We start from the raw sequence: 15,571 nt of genomic DNA, 5'->3' as shown, positions 1-15,571 counted from the left end.
AGTCTCTCTCAGTCGGCCAGCAGTACTTCAGCAAGCGTGCATCGGTGCATAAGCAGATCGGCCGCCGGCGCCGCGACGTCCGGCCCCTCATCGGCATTCGATTGCGCTGCCGCGCCCCCGGTAGAAACCAAGGCAGGTCGTGCTCAGATCCGGCGCTCGATCCTGGAATGCCTCGAACTCCGCTGACGGCTCGCGCATATAGGTTGTGACTCCGAAGATGATGGCATCGCGCCTTTCGAGCAGATCCTACGGCGCATCCGGACCGTCTACGGCTACGAGATGCCTCGATGCGCCCGATCGCGACAGCACCGCGGTGAACGGCTTCCGCCTGCTTGGCGATGTGGCCATACTGATTGCTCCTGGTCAGTTTTCTGCGATGCGTAGGATGGGCTTGAGTGTGGTGCTTTTGTACTGTCCTCGGCGGCTTGGTTGATCTGTTCGAATGGGTAGAATTTGACCAATCGGTCGAATGGAAACCGTCCCTATGACTTCCTCCTCGGATGGGGGTAGGCAGGTGCTTCACCCTTGATAGTGAGCCATTGCCACTGAGTGAACTCTTCCCAGGCCGGGCCTCCAATGCTTGGACCGTTGCCGGAGGCCCCGACGCCGCCGAACGGATTAATTACTTCGTCTGGTGGTCTGATCGTTGATATGCAGCAGGCCAGTGCGCAGGCGTTGGCTGAGCTTGAGCGCGCGCCCGACGTTGCTGGAGACGGCGGCCCGTATGCGGCTTTCGCGCTCCAAGATGGCGTTTACCTGACCGGCGCGGTCAGTTCTTTGTCGTTGCCATCAACGACGAATACTGCCAAGAGCTTCGCAGGTTCGGTTTTGCTCGCGTTCCGGCCGACGGGATGGCTCGCGCCGGGTGGTTCGGACCAGCTCTCGCCAGCGCGGTACACGCGCACTTCACCATCGTTCACCTTTGATTTGATTGCGCCTGATACCACGTACGCGTAAATGAAAGCGGACTTAGCGTGGAGGTGAGGCACCGAGGCAGCGCCCGGCGGGTACTCGACTTCTAGAGCGACGAGCGGTTTTCCCGGCAGATTGGGAATCGTTTGTTCAAAATTCCGCTTCACGATTTCGGTGGGGCCGTGCGCCGCAGAGCCAGCACTGGCGAAGATCACAGCCGTCACGCAAAATGCAGTCAGAATCGCACGAATGATCATGGTCGGCTCACTCCGTCTTGATGACCGCATTCTGTACCGTCGATGGCACAAACAGAAGAACCAAGATTTCTCTTTCTCGTGTGTACCAAGAATATGGACTCGCAGCTGCAGATTCACCTCTACCGGACAGCGAAGCTGTCGCTGTCAGAAAAAATTCATATGAGTATTGCCAGGGCAATAGAGTCTGGCCTGTTCGCGCCTGGCACCCGACTGCCCTCAGCTTCAACGGCGCGGCGCGCCTGCTACCAGCCGTGCGGCTGGCCTACTCGGGCTATGTAGCGTGGCGCGGCACGGTGCCTGACGCATCGCTGGACCCTGCCATCGCTGCGGTGTTCGCAGAGGCGATCACCTACAACGTCTGTGCGAACAGCCTTATACTCTTGTACCCCCAACCCAGGGCCGGATGGTTCGGTCGAGCCAGGCGGGCGGCAGCTCAAATTCGTCTGGTACCGCAACTACCTCGAGGGCGGCGACCTCTAAGAACTGCTCACCGACACGACTGGTCATCGGCATGACACCTCCTTCCCGCCTGGCAGCGTGAAGGACACTCACATCGCGGAATTGCGTGCGGCTGCAGTGTCGCGGCTGCCTGAACCAATCGGCCGGGTCGTGTGCAGCGCTGCGCAACCGTTTCTGCAGGTCATATACGACGTTGATGCTCCGCGCATGGCCTTCGGGCGCGTCTGCCTGATCGGTGATGCGGCGTTCGCCGTGAGGCCGCATGCGGCAGCGGGATCCGCCAAGGCCGCCGCCGACGCCTGGGCCCTGACAGAGGCAATAAGGCGCCAGCCGAATGTGGTAGCCGCACGTGCCGATTGGGAGCCGGGACAGCTCACGCTAGTGATCTGCGTCATAAATAATGCAACTTAATGGCGATCAGTGAGTCTGCTTTATATGGAGGGCGAACTCATGAGAATCGCGGCACAGGTTGAAGTAAGTGAAGCACAGCGCAAACAGCTAGAAACGTGGGCTACGAGCCGGACGATCGCGGTGAGGCTTGCGGAGCGCGCCAAGATGATCTTGCTCGCAGCGCAGGGCAAAATGGATAAAGAGATCGGCGTAGAGCTAGGTGTCTGGCGCGGCACAGTAGCACGCTGGCGAGCGCGATTTATAGCCAACGGACTCGCGGGGATCGAGCAAGATGAGGCGCGGCCGGGACGAAAGCCGAAGATTTCCGCGCGCAAGGTCAAGGCCATCGTGGCACTGACAACCCAACAGCGTCCGGATAACGCGACGCATTGGAGTACGCGAAGTATGGCAGCGAAGGCCCGCGTCAGTGCGGCGAGCGTGCGGCGCATCTGGCAGGCGCATGGACTCAAGCCGCATCGGGTGGTGAGTTTCAAGGTGTCGAACGATAAACACTTTACCGAGAAGCTGGAAGACATCGTCGGGCTGTATCTCAATCCACCCGAACACGCATTGGTCTTCTCTTGCGACGAGAAGTGCCAGATTCAGGCGCTTGACCGGACCCAGCCAGGCCTGCCGTTGAAGCCAGGTCGCTGTCAAACGATGACTCACGACTACAAGCGTCATGGCGTGACGACCTTGTTCGCGGCGATGAACACCCTCGATGGAAGTGTCATTGGTCAGTGCATGACAAAGCATCGACACCAAGAGTGGCTGCGCTTCTTGCGGCAGATTGATCGAAGTACGCCCAAGGACCGCGAGCTCCATTTGATCGCTGACAACTATGCAACCCACAAGCACCCCAATGTGCAAGCGTGGCTCGCCAAACACCCACGATTTCACATGCATTTCACCCCCACCAGCGCCTCCTGGCTGAACATGGTCGAACGCTTCTTTCGTGACCTCTCAGAGAACCAATTGCGGCGCTCGGCTTTTCACTCGGTACCCGAATTGGTCAGCACCATCGAGCAATACATGGAGAGGCACAATCGTGATCCGAAACCGTTCATCTGGACCGCCAAAGCTTCTGACATCTTGGCGAAAGTCACGCGTGCCCGGGCAAAGCTGAATAAGATGCAATCCGTTTGACGCACACCACTAGGACGGCAACTGCTCGAACGAACGCGGCGCATCGGCCGCGGGTCGCAGTTCGACGGCACCTAGGTTCCGGGCGATCCCGAACTAATCTTCGGTCTGCACGGACCAGGCCCCTGAACTCCCCGCCCGAAGGCACGGCACCAGTGACTTCTAGGGCAGGCCGTGCGTGCACCTCTCAAACTCACCCGCGGGAGCCCAGAATGCGACGATCCTGCTGCCCGTCCTGTGCCCCAGTTCTGGCGCGTGGAGGTCTCCTTCATCTCATCGGAGAACTCGAGGCGGCAAAACGCCTCAACCGCACGCCGGATCGATGAGGCTAGCACAACTATGGGCTGGTAGGCTTCCGCGCTATCCGCTTATGCGCCAGCTGCTCGGGTTCGGTCGCGACTTGTCGGCGTTTGCTTTTGGTCCGCCGGTCTGATCGTCACGGTGCGACCTTAGTAAGACCGCATAGCCACAGGAAGACTTCCGTCAGGGCCTAACGTCGTTGAGCCGTTGGCGAATCTGCCAGGCTAGCATCTCTAGCGAGCGGCTGGCTGGCGCGAAACGAAAGCGACCAGGGGCGACCCACTGCCCCAGGCGCATCCATCCGTCGGGGAATATACAGACGTGCAGGTCATTGTTAATGACTACCACACCTGCCAAACCAGGATGGGTTGTTACTCCTTGGCAACGAATGCCGAGGCGCTCCAGATGACGTCGCACGGCACTTGCTCGCATGGCGGCTTACCCCGGTTGGACCAACATTTTTGGCCAACTCTAGGAACGCGTCAGTTCGCGTGCGCACCGACAAGGCTTGTGCCACGCGCGAAGCGACAAAGCTCACGTCCGCTGATCAGTCCGTGGGCCGACAAGCGGCGGCTCCTCCGTCAACCCCTATTGTGATCTGCGTCGCAGCAGTGACTTACCTCCGATGACGGTCCCGATGCCGTAAGACGGCCAAGGCGCGAACGGCCGTCGAAACAGAGACAGGAAGCCAAGACGGCGGCGCCGTTCGCCGCCGTCCTGACACTTGAGCGGTCAGCCGACCGAGACTTGGATCCGCCGCGGTTGGGCTTCTTCGCGCCGCGGGATGGTCACCTTCAGCACGCCATCCTGCAGGTTAGCTTCGATGCGGGATGCATCCAGATCAGGACTGAGCGCGAAGGTTCGCGCATAACGCGGCTGCCGGATTTCTGCATGTTGTACGCGCAGTCCGGCCGGCGTCGGCACCACGGCTTCGCCTTCGATGCGCAGGTTGGCGTCGTGGACATTGACCTCCAGCTTCTCGCGCGGCACGCCTGGCAGGTCGGCCCACAGCGTAACGCCGGCAGTGGTCTCGTAGATGTCGACCGCCGGCACCAGCGTCGGTGCCTGCAGGTCTTCGCGGCGCTGGGCGACGGAGCCCTGCCTGCCTTGGGGGTTTTGGTCGCGCGAGGCGACCGGGTTCGATTCGCTCATGGTTTGCTCCTGATCTCAGCTGACGGTAATGGCGCGCGGGCGCGACGCTTCCCGCTTGCCCACGCTGATCGACAGGCAACCGTTAACGTAACGCGCTTCCACCTTGTCCGGGTCGGCCGCCTGTGGCAGCTCGATCACGCGGCGGAATTTTCCCGCGAAGCGCTCCTGCGCGTAGGGCCGCGCCTCGGCGTCGCCCTCGGGCTGTACCGGGGCTCTCTCGCCGCTGATGGTCAGTAGCCCCTTGTCGATCGATACATCGAACTGGTCCGCCTTCAGGCCCGGCGCGAATAGCACGATCTCGATCGAGTCGTCGGTGATGCCTAGGTTGAGAGGGGGATACGCCCCCAATCGCCCGGACCGCAAGCTCGAAGGAAATCCGCCGAACAGGTTCGCCATCTCCCGTTGTAGGCGGTCAAACTCACTGAACGGGTCGGTCGTGAAAAAGAAGTCACTCATGGTCAGATCCTCCTTCTGTGCAGCGGGAAAAGTGAAGGCATACGTGCCTGCCACTACCGCTGGCCGATCAATAGGAACACGCCGCGCGCGTTGTCGCGACGACTGGGTAACCTCTAATTAGTGTTGGGCCAGGAAGATTTCAAGGGTCTTGAGCCGCATGCGCACGACTCGTCATCGCCGCACCCCCGCTATCCGGCACTGCCCTCGCGATGTCGAATTCATGAATGAGGCCGCGCAAGCGCGACAGAAGGAAATTGGGGCTGGAAGCCTGGCGCAGAGCAAGGCTGGTCCGGCCCCACGGCGTCGGTTTGTGAATCAGCTCTTCACGGGGGCGCTTGCAGCTCTGCACTGGCATTGCGGCCCACAGGCGCATCCAGCTTGGCACTGGCATTGCGGCCCGCAGGCGCAGCCAGTTCCGCAGGCGCACGCATTTTGCTCAACGGTTGTCTGGCAACCGCAGACGCAGCCGGCGCCGGGGCAAGCAGCGCACTCGCATGTGGATTGGGTAGTGGTATTCATGGCGATGGTCCTTTCTGTTGGAAACGAGACGCCAGTGTGCGACCACTGATTACGGGCAGATTGAACGAAACGGCTAAATTGTGCCTAGACGCGCTGGACGCTGATGCCGCCGGCCGCACGCCGAACATGCGCTTGAACGTACGGGAGAAATGAGCGGAGTCCGCGAAGCCCCCTGCATGTGAAGCTTCGGTCAGGTTGTTGCCGGCAGCATACGACGCGATGACAAGTTCGAGGCGCAGCCAGAGTTCGTAAGGCCGGAACCGGATGCCGGTTTCCTTTAGGAACAAATGGCGGAAACGCTTGGGAGAGAGATGGACGGGATCAGCGATCTCGGTCAACGTGACCGCCTCGCCGACCCGTTCGCGCAGCACTTCAATGGCGCGCTCGATCCGCTTATCGAGCTGCTTGGACGGCAAGGCCTGGGCCAAGGTGAGCCTTGCGATCACTGCGCGGGCGCTGAGTTCTTCGTCAGTGGCGTTTGCGTCATAGGCGGTGGCGATCGCCGCCGCCTGATCGGCGAAGGTATCAAGGGCCAGCGATGCGATCCCTGTACGGAAGCGTTCCCGCAGCATCGGTCCTTCGCGCGATTCGGGTCCGGTGAAAATCAGGGCAACGAGCTCGCCGCGTGCCTCGAAGGCGTGCGGGTGATGGGCGGAGATGCCGCTGCATAGGCTGCCCAGTCTTCTCCGGGAGTCTGCAAACGCACCGTTCCATTGGATAGCTCGTAACCTGGATGGCGTGTGCGCATAGAAACCGGTTTCCTCTTCCGCATGGCCGATCCAAATACTGCCGCCGCGCCAAAATACGATCCGCCCGGTCCCGAAAAGCCTTGCACCGCCTCCGCGTCGTTTGTTGGTCATCGTTCTTCCTGCCAGCAGCATCGCTATGACCTGATTTTGGCAGGATCCTTACCGGATCGGGTCCCTGGCACTCCGAGCATGCTCCCAGAGTGTCCAAGGTGGCTCACACCGCGCCGCCAGGGTGACGCAAGAGCCGGTAGACGTCCACTTGGTGGGTCACGTCGCCGATCCGACGGGCAAGGTGGGATAGACCATGACCTGCGTCCGCCAATTGCATAGGGGGAGCGGCGTCCGGCGGCCGGGCGGTCTCAGTTAAACAGCAACGCGGTAGTTGCGGGCGCTGTGCAGCACGTCGATGCACGCGGGTGGATCGCCCACCACGCGGTGCAAGATCTGGCTTGCCGAGTATGCGGCGCCCGATGCCGCGGTCCTCGTTGCGGGGCAACAGCGGGCAGGCGAGCGGCATGTCTGCGAGCGACAGGCACTGGCAAATGCTGTACGAAGGAAAGCTCGCGGCGCGGGCTTTCGCTGGCAATGTAGTCGGCGATGGCTTCGAGTTCGGCCTCGACCAGCGGCGTCAGGCGAACGAGGATCATGCGCCGCGATCGGATGTGCGGCCTGCCGCGGCGCGGTAAATAAAAGTGGTGTCGCAAACGCCAGACGACAGGTGCCCCCGCTTATTGGTGGCTCCCGTCCGTGCAGATGCCACCAACGCCGCAGCGGCGGGGAGCCACTGTGGCCAACCTTGCCGATAAGGCAACGTTATCGTGCCCTATTGCCGTGGCCCGGAAACGCCAGCGTTACGCTCCCGCTCAACACAGCTGGCGCCCGTGAAGGGGAAGCGTAACGGCATTAGCCGGCCAGTTTGAGTCAAGCCGGTCTCGGATTGTCGATGACCCGAACGACACCGAGCTTGAGACGGTCGTTTCAGGCAGCGCCTACGGCCGTTCCGCAAATCAGTAACGGCCGTTCCAACTGAACAGGGACGCCTACGATTGCGGTTAAGTGCGCTGCCTGATCGGCAACAAGAGCTTGGCTGCTATCCTCGACTCACCCACGCGGCACTTCTTATGCGCCTCGGTAAACGGAATCTTCCAACGACTTCCACAGGTCTTGCATAGTGGGGTTCGTGTTGGATATTGCACGATAGGACCGAATCTCCAGTTGCGCGCTCCACTCGTCGCCGCCGGCGCGGACAAGCCGGCCTGCGTCGATCTCCTCGCTGACGGCACTGAACGGAAGCCAGGCAACCCCGTATCCCTCGACAACCATTTTCATCAGCAGCATCGCCATGTCTGTTTCGTAGCAGGCGCGGAAATGGTAGGAGGTATCCACGCTATTCAGGATCACGTCGACCACCCGTCCCATAAAGGTAGTCGCCGTGTAAGCGAGGTATGGCAGAGGGGCAGTTGCAGAGCCAGGCAGTGCAAACATTGGTGCGCCACGACCGTTCGGCGCAGAAACGGGGATAAACGCTTCCTGTCCCAAGGTCAGGCTCACAAATTTGTCCTCGTCCAGTTGCATGGGGACGAGCGGATGGTGGTACCCAATCATCAGATCGCAACTGCCCTCGGCAAGGGCGATGACGGCGTCGTGAACATTGGCTGCGACGACGCGGGCATTGAAATCCCCGGAACGCTGGTGAAACTGCTTCAGCCATTTCGGCAGGAAGGTCAGTGACAGCGTGTGCCCGGCGGTGATCTGGATCGAGCGTCCAGGCATCCTGGCCTCCTGCCGCAGCGCTGAGCGAACCTCGGTCAGCGCGCCAACCGACTCCTTGCTTTGTTCGCAAAACCGCCGGCCCGCGGCGGTCAGTTCGACCGGATAGGTTCCACGGTCGACCAGTTCGACCCCGACCCAGTCTTCGAGCGATTTGACCCGGCGAGACAGCGCCGACTGGGTGACGAATCGCAATTCGGCCGCGCGGGAAAAGCTTTTGGTCTGCTCGATCGCCAAGAGGTCTTCTATCCACTTCAGTTGCAATTGTGACGCTCCTCGTGCCGCGCAGCACATCCGGTGTTGCCGCGATGGTAAACCCGACCATTGCATGCATTACGCACAAAAAAGTGCCATTCACTCCGCTTTATGGTGGCTTAATAGTATTTCATGCGACGCTTTATAAAAGTATTCCGGTATGGAATAGTTTGAGTGTACATCCTCATCAACTCGGTTTCCTTGCGCTCCTAGAATCCGGTTGCGCCAATCAGGCGCACTGATGAGGAACGCGATGAGCAAGCAAGAGATTTTCAAGGGGACGCGACGCGAGCACGATTTGCTGGGCTACCGCGAGGTGCCGGCAACCGCGTACTACGGCATCCATACCCTGCGGGCGCTGGAGAATTTCCCGATTTCGGGCGACCCGATTTCGAAGTATCCCGAACTGATTGTCGCCCTGGTCGACATCAAGGAGGCAGCCGCACTCACGAACCGGGACCTCGGCCTGCTGGATGACGCGCGCTGCCAGGCCATCGTGGAGGCCTGCAAGGCGATCCGCACAGGCCAGCACGCTGAACAGTTTGCGGTGGATCTCATCCAGGGTGGCGCCGGGACCTCGACGAACATGAACGCCAACGAGGTCGTCTGCAACAAGGCGCTGGAACTGCTCGGTCACCAGCGTGGCGAGTACGAGGTTCTGCACCCCAACGAACACGTCAACATGAGTCAATCGACCAATGACGTCTACCCGACCGCCCTGAAGGTTGCGACTTATCGCAGTGCGCTCCGCCTCCTGGACCAGATGTCGCTCCTGGAAGCGTCGTTCGAACGCAAGGCGACAGAATTCCGCACCATGCTGAAAGTCGGCCGTACGCAGTTGCAGGATGCCGTGCCGATGACGCTTGGCCAGGAATTCGCCACGTACGCAGTCATGCTCAACGAGGATCGCCAACGACTGGCCGAGGCGCTCCCACTGATCAGCGAGATCAACCTCGGCGCGACCGCGATTGGTACCGGCATCAATGCCCACCCGGAGTATGCAGTCCGCGTTTGTCAGCACCTCTGCTCCATCAGCGGTCTGCCGTTGCATACGGCCCCCTACCTGATCGAGGCGACGCAGGACTGTGGCGCGTTCGTGCAATTGTCGGGCGTTCTCAAGCGCATCGCCGTCAAGCTTTCCAAGGTGTGCAACGACTTGCGCCTGCTGTCGAGCGGCCCCCGCTCGGGATTCGGCGAAATCAACCTGCCTCCCGTCCAGGCCGGATCGAGCATCATGCCGGGCAAGGTCAATCCCGTGATTCCGGAAGTCGTGAACCAGGTGGCCTTCGAAGTCATTGGCAACGACATGACCATCACGATGGCCGCCGAGGCCGGCCAGCTGCAGCTCAACGCCTTCGAGCCGGTCATTGCCTATTCGCTGTTCCGCAGCATCAGCCACCTGACTCAGGCATGCGCCACGCTGGATGAAAAGTGCGTGCGTGGCATTACGGCAAATCCCGAGCATATGCGCGAGATGCTGGACCGCTCGATCGTCCTGGTGACCGCGTTGAATCCCTACATCGGCTACGCCAATTCAACGGAAGTTGCACGGGAAGCCCTGGAAACCGGACGCAAGGTGGCTGACATCGTTCTCGAACGCGGACTTCTCTCGGCAGCAGCGCTGGCGGAGATCCTGCGACCCGAGGTCCTGACTGCGCCACGTGCACCGGTTGCACTCAACCAATAAGGCATCAGGAATCGTCAGAATTCCTGGCAACACCATCAGCAGGTGGAGGAAACAGTGAATACAAAAAAATTGACCACGCAAATCGTGGTCGCAATGGTGGCGGGCATCGCCGTCGGCTGGCTATGCCATCACCTGGCGAAAGACGCCCAGGCGGCCAAGGAGATTGCTGGCTACTTCGGTATCGTGACCGACATCTTCCTGCGCATGATCAAGATGATCATTGCCCCCCTGGTTTTCGCTACCCTCGTTGGCGGCCTGGCCAGCATGGCAGATGGCGGCGCAGTAGGCCGGATCGGCCTGAAGGCCATGATCTGGTTTGTCTCGGCCTCGGCCATCTCGCTGGCGCTCGGCATGCTGTTGGTCAATCTGTTCCAGCCCGGTGCCAACCTGAACCTGGCATTGCCTGACGTGGGTGCGGCCACCAACCTGAAGACGGGGGATTTCAGCCTCAAGGGATTCTTCACCCATGTGTTCCCGAAGAGCATCTTCGAGGCCATGGCCAACAACGAGATTCTGCAGATTCTCGTGTTCTCCCTCTTCTTTGGCTCGGCACTTGCGTTTGTGAAAGGCAGCGGCAAGTCCACCATCGCCAGCGGCATCGAAGAACTGACAAAGGTAATGTTCCGCATTACCGACTACGTGATGCGTTTCGCCCCCGTAGGCGTTTTTGCCGCCATGGCAGCATCCATTACGGTAGAGGGCATCGGCGTACTGGCCAGCTACGGCAAGCTGGTGGGCGAGTTCTATCTCGGCCTCGCCATCCTGTGGGCCATCCTGTTTGGCATTGGGTTCCTGTTCCTGGGCCGCAGCACCGGCAAGCTCGCGAGCCTGATCCGTGAGCCGATCCTGCTGGCATTCTCGACGGCCAGCAGCGAGTCCGCCTATCCGAAGACCATCACGGCGCTCGAGCGGTTTGGCGTATCCAAGCGCGTCTCGAGCTTCGTCCTGCCGCTGGGCTATTCGTTCAACCTGGACGGTTCGATGATGTACCAGGCCTTTGCGGTGATGTTCATTGCGCAGGCATACAACATCGAGCTGACGCTGATGCAGCAGTTGACGATTCTGCTGGTCCTGATGGTGACCAGCAAGGGGATGGCCGGGGTCGCACGCGCGTCACTGGTGGTCGTGGCCGCTACGCTTCCCATGTTCAATCTGCCGGAGGCCGGCCTGCTGCTGATTATCGGCATCGACCAATTCTTCGACATGGGCCGCACGGCTACCAACGTCGTCGGTAACAGCGTTGCTACCGCCGTAGTGGCCAAGCTGGAAAACGAGATTTCGCCCGTACCCGATGAGGCAGTGGTGCCAGGTGAAGCGCACGGTACTTACACCGCGCAACGCACCCCTGGTACGTCAGCCGGCTAAACTTTCACAGGGACGCAGAGGAGGCAGAATCGCCTTCTGCCTCCGGCAACCATCGCTATCTCACAAGCATGCAACAGCTCACGTTCGGAATCATTGGCGGGCTCGGCGCACTGGCCGGCGCTGACCTCTTTCTCAAGCTGGTCAAGAGCCGCGCCGTCATGGCCGACCAGGGCCGGTACCACTTCCTGTTCGAGCAGCATCCGTTTCGCGATGTAGCGACGCCACTGACGCGCGATGCGAGCATGACAAGCCGCAAGCTCTACGTCTTCAAGACTTGCCAGTCCTTCGAAAGCAGGAAGGTCGATGCGGTGCTCATGCCTTGCTTTGCGTCCCACACCTTCCGTGAAGAGCTTCAGGCGGAGCTGTCGGTGCGCCTCGTCAATATGCTCGATGCGTTGGTGCCGACGCTGAATGACGCCATACCCCGCGGTGGAAAAATTGGCGTTCTTGCTTCGGACTTCGTACGTCAGTCGCGCCTATTCGATGATAGCTTCGGCCGTGATTTTGAGATTGTGTATCCTTCCGACGCAGCGCAGGCCAGTTTAATGGACGCCATTTATGGTCCTGGGGGTATCAGGTCCGGCAATACGGAAGGTCTCGCTCTGGAGCGGATTTTCCAAGCCTGCCATGAACTGCTCGAACTTGGCGCGGAGTTGATTGTTCCAGGCATGACCGAGCTCTCCCTCGTGGCTGCGGCCTTGCAGCGGCGCGGCATCGCATTCGTCGACGTGAACCAGGTCTATGCAGACTATGCCACCACCCTGGCGGATGGGCAGGTCAATCTCGCGTTCAAGCTGGGCATCGTCGGTGGCGTTGGGCCCGCTGCCACGGTCGACTTCATGGGAAAAGTCGTGAAGAACACCACTGCGGCGAAGGATCAGGACCATATCAAGATGGTCGTTGAGCAAAACCCTCAAATACCGGACCGTACGGCAAACCTCCTGCACCAGGAGGCCGACCCGACGGTTGCGCTCTACGCAACGTGCAAACGGCTGGAGTCCGAAGGCGCGAACGCGATTGCGATTCCCTGCAATACGGCGCATGCATATGTCGAGCGTATCCAGCCTCACCTTTCCATACCGATCGTCAATATGCTGACGGAGACGGTCCTGCATATCGTCGACAAGTACGGCAAAGGCGCGAAGGTTGGCCTGCTTGCGACATCAGGAACCGTGGAAAGTCGCGTCTATCACGAAGCAGCCGCGGGCCACCTGGAACTCATCACGCCAGCGCCAGAGATCCAGCAGATGGTCATGGATGCCATCTACGGCGCTGAAGGCGTCAAGGCTGGGCATACGCAAGGCCATTGCGCTGAGTTGCTACGCGCTGCGATCGCTCACCTGCACGGCAAAGGCGCCAGGGTGCAGATTCTCGGCTGTACCGAGCTCCCGTTGATATTTGCCCAAACGGATCAATTCGAGATTGGAAGCACGCAAACTGTCTCTCTGGTCGACCCTACGGACGTGCTCGCAAAGCGTTGCGTCCAGCTTGCGCGATCTGGCTGATCGTACCTGCCATCGTCACGATGGCAGGTACGTCCTTATTCGTCCATCCTGCAATTGAAGTCTCCTGATGTCCTTTTCACGATTGCTTCGGCGCATCGGCCTGTCGCTCACATTTTTTGGTGTATTCAGTCAGAACCTTAGCGCGGCTGAACCTCCGCGCATTGCCGCTCGCGCCTACATTCTCCTGGACGGAAAATCCCACCGCGTGCTGTTGGAGAAGAATGCGGATGAACGACTGCAGCCGGCATCTCTGACCAAGCTGATGACTGCCTATATCGTGCTGGATGGGCTGAGTAAGCGGTCAATCAGGTGGGAGCAATTGGTGAGCGTACGTAGCGCTGACATTGCGATCGTGGCCGGCGATGAAGCGACCATGCAAGCTGGAAGTGATACCTTGAAGCCCATGATCGACGATGCAAATGCCTTATGCAGCGAACTCGCAGGGTTGGTGATTGCGATGGCAGGAAGCGATGCGAATAGCGTGTCAGGCGTTGCGGAGCCTGCTTTGGAGCATTGACATGAGGAAAACGTGGCTCGCCGCGACGCCGCGACGCACTGAGCGGGACGAAGCCGAAGCGTGCTGGCGAGGCAGTTTCTAGCAGAATTTGCGCATGGTGCCGCCCAATGGGCAGGCTGGACTGGTGGGACGCGCCAAACTGGAAGCACGGTTCGATACCTCGGCATTGAAATAGACGATGCTCTCGAAATGGCGGAGCAAACTGAAGTGTGACAATCCGATAGCCGGCGAGCGGGCCGCTCGTCGGCTAGGCATCTGCCAAGTACGGCTCGTTAATCCGATGACAGAATCGGCCGACGAGCCGCCATTCGCCAGCCAAGGGCGAAAAGCCGCTATCGACTGAGCGGTCATCCATCGCCTGGGAGCAAGGCTGAGATTCCGTTCGCCGCCCCAGACTCCTTGCCTGGATGAGTCTCATGGCGTAAACCCCGAGCCGATTGGTCACCGCGCTGTCATCATTCGCAGTTAGAGTAACTCCTCTAAAAATGATAGCGACAAAGGAGACGCAGATGTTCCTCACGTCTGACCAAATCGCCGCCGCGCATCGTGCCAGCCTGGAAACCCTATACGGTCTAACGCTTAAGGTGTTCGAGAGTCTTGAGCGGCTTGCCGTGCTGAACCTGCAAACGAGTAAGGCCCATATCGCTGACGGCGCCAATGCTTCGTTGAGGGCGCTATCAGCAACGACTATTCAGGATATCCTGGCGCTCCAGGAGGAGACCCTCAAGCCGGCGCACGAGAAATTCGTGAGCTACATCCGCCAACTTTCCGAGATTTCTGGCGGCGCCCAGCTTGATTTCTCTGCGTTCATCGAAGCGGTCCAGGCTGCCAACGCAGAGAAGTTGCAGGCCTTCTTTGCGAAAGTCTCAGAATCCGCCCCGGTTGCTTCGGAGTCGACAATGGCCATCGTGAAGTCGGCCATCCACGCCGCCCAGACCGCTTACATATCAGTTCAGCAAGTCACGCAGGAAACGGCTGAGCTTGCGAATGTCACCCTCGCTGACGTTGATGTGGAATCAGAATCGGCCACTGCCGAAAATTCCGAGACCTGAGGAGCGAGACTTGCGGCCAAGCACTCGCTGGCTAGGGGCGATGGCCGTTCCCGGCCACTTTGAGACATCCGTCTCGAGATACTCGTTGACCGAATTGGCATCAGGAACGGTCGTTCAACTGCAGGAGCTTTGTGCTAAAGCCTAACTCATTGGGATGACAGCAGCGCTCTAGCAACGTGCGTTGACGCTGGCCTCATCTTGCGCACCAACGTGGCGGATGAACGGGAATGCCATCCGAGCGTTGCTCGGATCAATGTCTGCCGCGCGACGACGATACCCAGGCATCTCCAACCAGGCAAATTCGCAGCGAATGCGCTCAAGCCAATAGTCGATCGCCACGGACTATGGGCTACCGTATGGGCTGGCTTTCGGCACCATCCTGGCGGGCTGGACGCTGGCTGAGCAGGGGTCGACCTCATACGACAGGGCCCAGACGCCTACCGAGCCACGGTGCCGAACTCATGCGCACCCGCTTCCTGACACTGTTGGCCGAAGCCTGCGGAAGTGCCGGACAAGCAGCGACGGGACTTGCGTCGCTAGCCGAGGCGCTCGCCGTGACGGAGCAGAGTGGGGAGCGCTTGTACGAAGCCGAGGTGCACCGCGTCAAGGGAAAGCTGACGCATGGAAGCGAACTGGGACGGCGAGGCCAGCGAAGCCACCACGCGGGCGGAAGACTGCTTCCTCCGAGCCATCGAGATTGCGCGCCGGCAGGCGGCTCGCTCGCTCGCTGGAGTTGCGGGCGGTCTCCGGGGCTGGCCTCAGCGTCCAGATCCCACCCCAAGGGTGCACAAACCTCCCCTATAGTCGTCGATACATTCCTGCAAACGGGGGCGGATGTTACCGCAGAGGTTAAACAGCAACTCGGCGCCGACGCCTCTCGCTTGCACCGGGCTGCGCCTATTGGCTCGCAGCTCCGTGTGGAATCTGGCGCTCGGGCCCGGGCCAAGTTCACCGGAAGGAAGAAGGCGGCTTCAACCAGATTCTTGATGTGACCCGCCTGGTCAACGAGGCCGTCAAGCATGTCGTTGGAGGATGGCCGGCACTTGGGCACACGCGCCCAACAGACGGATGGTCGCTGAAGGA

General features: G+C 60.3%; 14 protein-coding genes and 2 pseudogenes. 10 read left to right on the top strand and 6 right to left on the bottom strand.

Annotation, left to right across the window (positions count from 1 at the left end):
- Positions 1 to 482 precede the first annotated feature (482 nt).
- Positions 483 to 720: pseudogene (locus AC10V3_RS25805) on the bottom strand (aldehyde dehydrogenase family protein); the annotation flags it as partial.
- A gap of 32 nt (positions 721 to 752) precedes the next feature.
- Positions 753 to 1,169, bottom strand: coding sequence for a cupin domain-containing protein (locus AC10V3_RS25800; protein ID WP_454752887.1), 417 nt, complete (start codon positions 1,167 to 1,169; stop codon positions 753 to 755).
- Between the two features lie 20 nt (positions 1,170 to 1,189).
- Between AC10V3_RS25800 and AC10V3_RS25795 the strand changes: the two genes are divergently transcribed.
- From AC10V3_RS25795 to AC10V3_RS25785, 3 genes are read left to right on the top strand one after another with little or no spacing between them, the layout of a single operon-like run.
- On the top strand, positions 1,190 to 1,684 hold the full coding sequence (locus AC10V3_RS25795; protein WP_490924316.1) for an FAD binding domain-containing protein: 495 nt from the start codon (positions 1,190 to 1,192) through the stop codon (positions 1,682 to 1,684).
- Positions 1,685 to 1,706: 22 nt separating this feature from the next.
- Positions 1,707 to 2,039: an FAD-dependent monooxygenase gene (locus tag AC10V3_RS25790; protein ID WP_490924198.1), complete on the top strand. Its 333-nt coding sequence runs from the start codon at positions 1,707 to 1,709 to the stop codon at positions 2,037 to 2,039.
- A 39-nt stretch (positions 2,040 to 2,078) separates the two neighbouring features.
- Positions 2,079 to 3,164, top strand: a complete 1,086-nt coding sequence (locus AC10V3_RS25785; RefSeq protein WP_022540294.1) for an IS630 family transposase — start codon at positions 2,079 to 2,081, stop codon at positions 3,162 to 3,164.
- A gap of 1,029 nt (positions 3,165 to 4,193) precedes the next feature.
- Here AC10V3_RS25785 and AC10V3_RS25780 read toward each other — a convergent pair.
- The 3 genes from AC10V3_RS25780 to AC10V3_RS25770 all read right to left on the bottom strand — a co-directional run bounded on the left by AC10V3_RS25780 (position 4,194) and on the right by AC10V3_RS25770 (position 6,448).
- Complete coding sequence (locus AC10V3_RS25780) at positions 4,194 to 4,613, bottom strand: Hsp20/alpha crystallin family protein (RefSeq protein WP_454752886.1); 420 nt, start codon at positions 4,611 to 4,613, stop codon at positions 4,194 to 4,196.
- Between the two features lie 15 nt (positions 4,614 to 4,628).
- The gene (locus tag AC10V3_RS25775) at positions 4,629 to 5,069 is read right to left on the bottom strand and encodes an Hsp20/alpha crystallin family protein (RefSeq protein ID WP_454752885.1); all 441 of its coding nucleotides are present in this window, start codon (positions 5,067 to 5,069) and stop codon (positions 4,629 to 4,631) included.
- A 515-nt stretch (positions 5,070 to 5,584) separates the two neighbouring features.
- Complete coding sequence (locus AC10V3_RS25770; RefSeq protein WP_454752884.1) at positions 5,585 to 6,448, bottom strand: helix-turn-helix transcriptional regulator; 864 nt, start codon at positions 6,446 to 6,448, stop codon at positions 5,585 to 5,587.
- 404 nt (positions 6,449 to 6,852) lie between these two features.
- Here AC10V3_RS25770 and AC10V3_RS25765 point away from each other — a divergent pair, with 404 nt between their 5' ends.
- Positions 6,853 to 7,023, top strand: coding sequence for a hypothetical protein (locus AC10V3_RS25765; protein ID WP_454752883.1), 171 nt, complete (start codon positions 6,853 to 6,855; stop codon positions 7,021 to 7,023).
- Between the two features lie 433 nt (positions 7,024 to 7,456).
- Here AC10V3_RS25765 and AC10V3_RS25760 read toward each other — a convergent pair whose 3' ends face one another.
- Complete coding sequence (locus AC10V3_RS25760) at positions 7,457 to 8,371, bottom strand: LysR substrate-binding domain-containing protein (RefSeq protein ID WP_490924197.1); 915 nt, start codon at positions 8,369 to 8,371, stop codon at positions 7,457 to 7,459.
- 244 nt (positions 8,372 to 8,615) lie between these two features.
- On the opposite strand from AC10V3_RS25760, the gene aspA reads away from it, so the two are divergent.
- The 6 genes and pseudogenes from aspA (at position 8,616) to AC10V3_RS25730 (ending at position 14,488) form a co-directional block, all read left to right on the top strand.
- Positions 8,616 to 10,049 carry an aspartate ammonia-lyase gene (gene aspA / locus AC10V3_RS25755; protein ID WP_454752881.1) on the top strand — a complete coding sequence of 478 codons (1,434 nt, stop codon included), beginning with the start codon at positions 8,616 to 8,618 and terminating at the stop codon, positions 10,047 to 10,049.
- Between the two features lie 54 nt (positions 10,050 to 10,103).
- On the top strand, positions 10,104 to 11,414 hold the full coding sequence (locus AC10V3_RS25750; protein WP_490924196.1) for a dicarboxylate/amino acid:cation symporter: 1,311 nt from the start codon (positions 10,104 to 10,106) through the stop codon (positions 11,412 to 11,414).
- Positions 11,415 to 11,482: 68 nt separating this feature from the next.
- A complete protein-coding gene (gene cuyB / locus AC10V3_RS25745) occupies positions 11,483 to 12,919 on the top strand; it encodes a cysteate racemase (RefSeq protein WP_490924195.1) in 1,437 nt (478 codons plus the stop codon).
- A 67-nt stretch (positions 12,920 to 12,986) separates the two neighbouring features.
- Entirely contained in the window at positions 12,987 to 13,436 is a 450-nt protein-coding gene (locus AC10V3_RS25740; RefSeq protein WP_490924194.1) for a serine hydrolase, read from the top strand.
- A gap of 141 nt (positions 13,437 to 13,577) precedes the next feature.
- Positions 13,578 to 13,649, top strand: a pseudogene (locus AC10V3_RS25735) (integrase); the annotation flags it as partial.
- A 296-nt stretch (positions 13,650 to 13,945) separates the two neighbouring features.
- Entirely contained in the window at positions 13,946 to 14,488 is a 543-nt protein-coding gene (locus AC10V3_RS25730; protein ID WP_490924193.1) for a phasin family protein, read from the top strand.
- The last annotated feature ends 1,083 nt before the right edge of the window (positions 14,489 to 15,571 follow it).

Source organism: Cupriavidus sp. PB-02, assembly GCF_058252315.1.
Note: the sequence above shows the minus strand (reverse complement) of the source record. Positions and strands in the feature narration are given on the sequence as shown.

Bases quoted from the DNA above. Each gene is read 5' to 3' on its own strand.
- AC10V3_RS25800 (WP_454752887.1), bottom strand. From the start codon at position 1,169: ATGATCATTCGTGCGATTCTGACTGCATTTTGCGTGACGGCTGTGATC.
- AC10V3_RS25775 (WP_454752885.1), bottom strand. From the start codon at position 5,069: ATGAGTGACTTCTTTTTCACGACCGACCCGTTCAGTGAGTTTGACCGC.
- AC10V3_RS25730 (WP_490924193.1), top strand. From the start codon at position 13,946: ATGTTCCTCACGTCTGACCAAATCGCCGCCGCGCATCGTGCCAGCCTG.
- AC10V3_RS25765 (WP_454752883.1), top strand. From the start codon at position 6,853: ATGTCTGCGAGCGACAGGCACTGGCAAATGCTGTACGAAGGAAAGCTC.
- AC10V3_RS25770 (WP_454752884.1), bottom strand. From the start codon at position 6,448: ATGACCAACAAACGACGCGGAGGCGGTGCAAGGCTTTTCGGGACCGGG.
- AC10V3_RS25740 (WP_490924194.1), top strand. From the start codon at position 12,987: ATGTCCTTTTCACGATTGCTTCGGCGCATCGGCCTGTCGCTCACATTT.
- AC10V3_RS25780 (WP_454752886.1), bottom strand. From the start codon at position 4,613: ATGAGCGAATCGAACCCGGTCGCCTCGCGCGACCAAAACCCCCAAGGC.
- AC10V3_RS25785 (WP_022540294.1), top strand. From the start codon at position 2,079: ATGAGAATCGCGGCACAGGTTGAAGTAAGTGAAGCACAGCGCAAACAG.
- cuyB (WP_490924195.1), top strand. From the start codon at position 11,483: ATGCAACAGCTCACGTTCGGAATCATTGGCGGGCTCGGCGCACTGGCC.
- AC10V3_RS25795 (WP_490924316.1), top strand. From the start codon at position 1,190: ATGACCGCATTCTGTACCGTCGATGGCACAAACAGAAGAACCAAGATT.
- aspA (WP_454752881.1), top strand. From the start codon at position 8,616: ATGAGCAAGCAAGAGATTTTCAAGGGGACGCGACGCGAGCACGATTTG.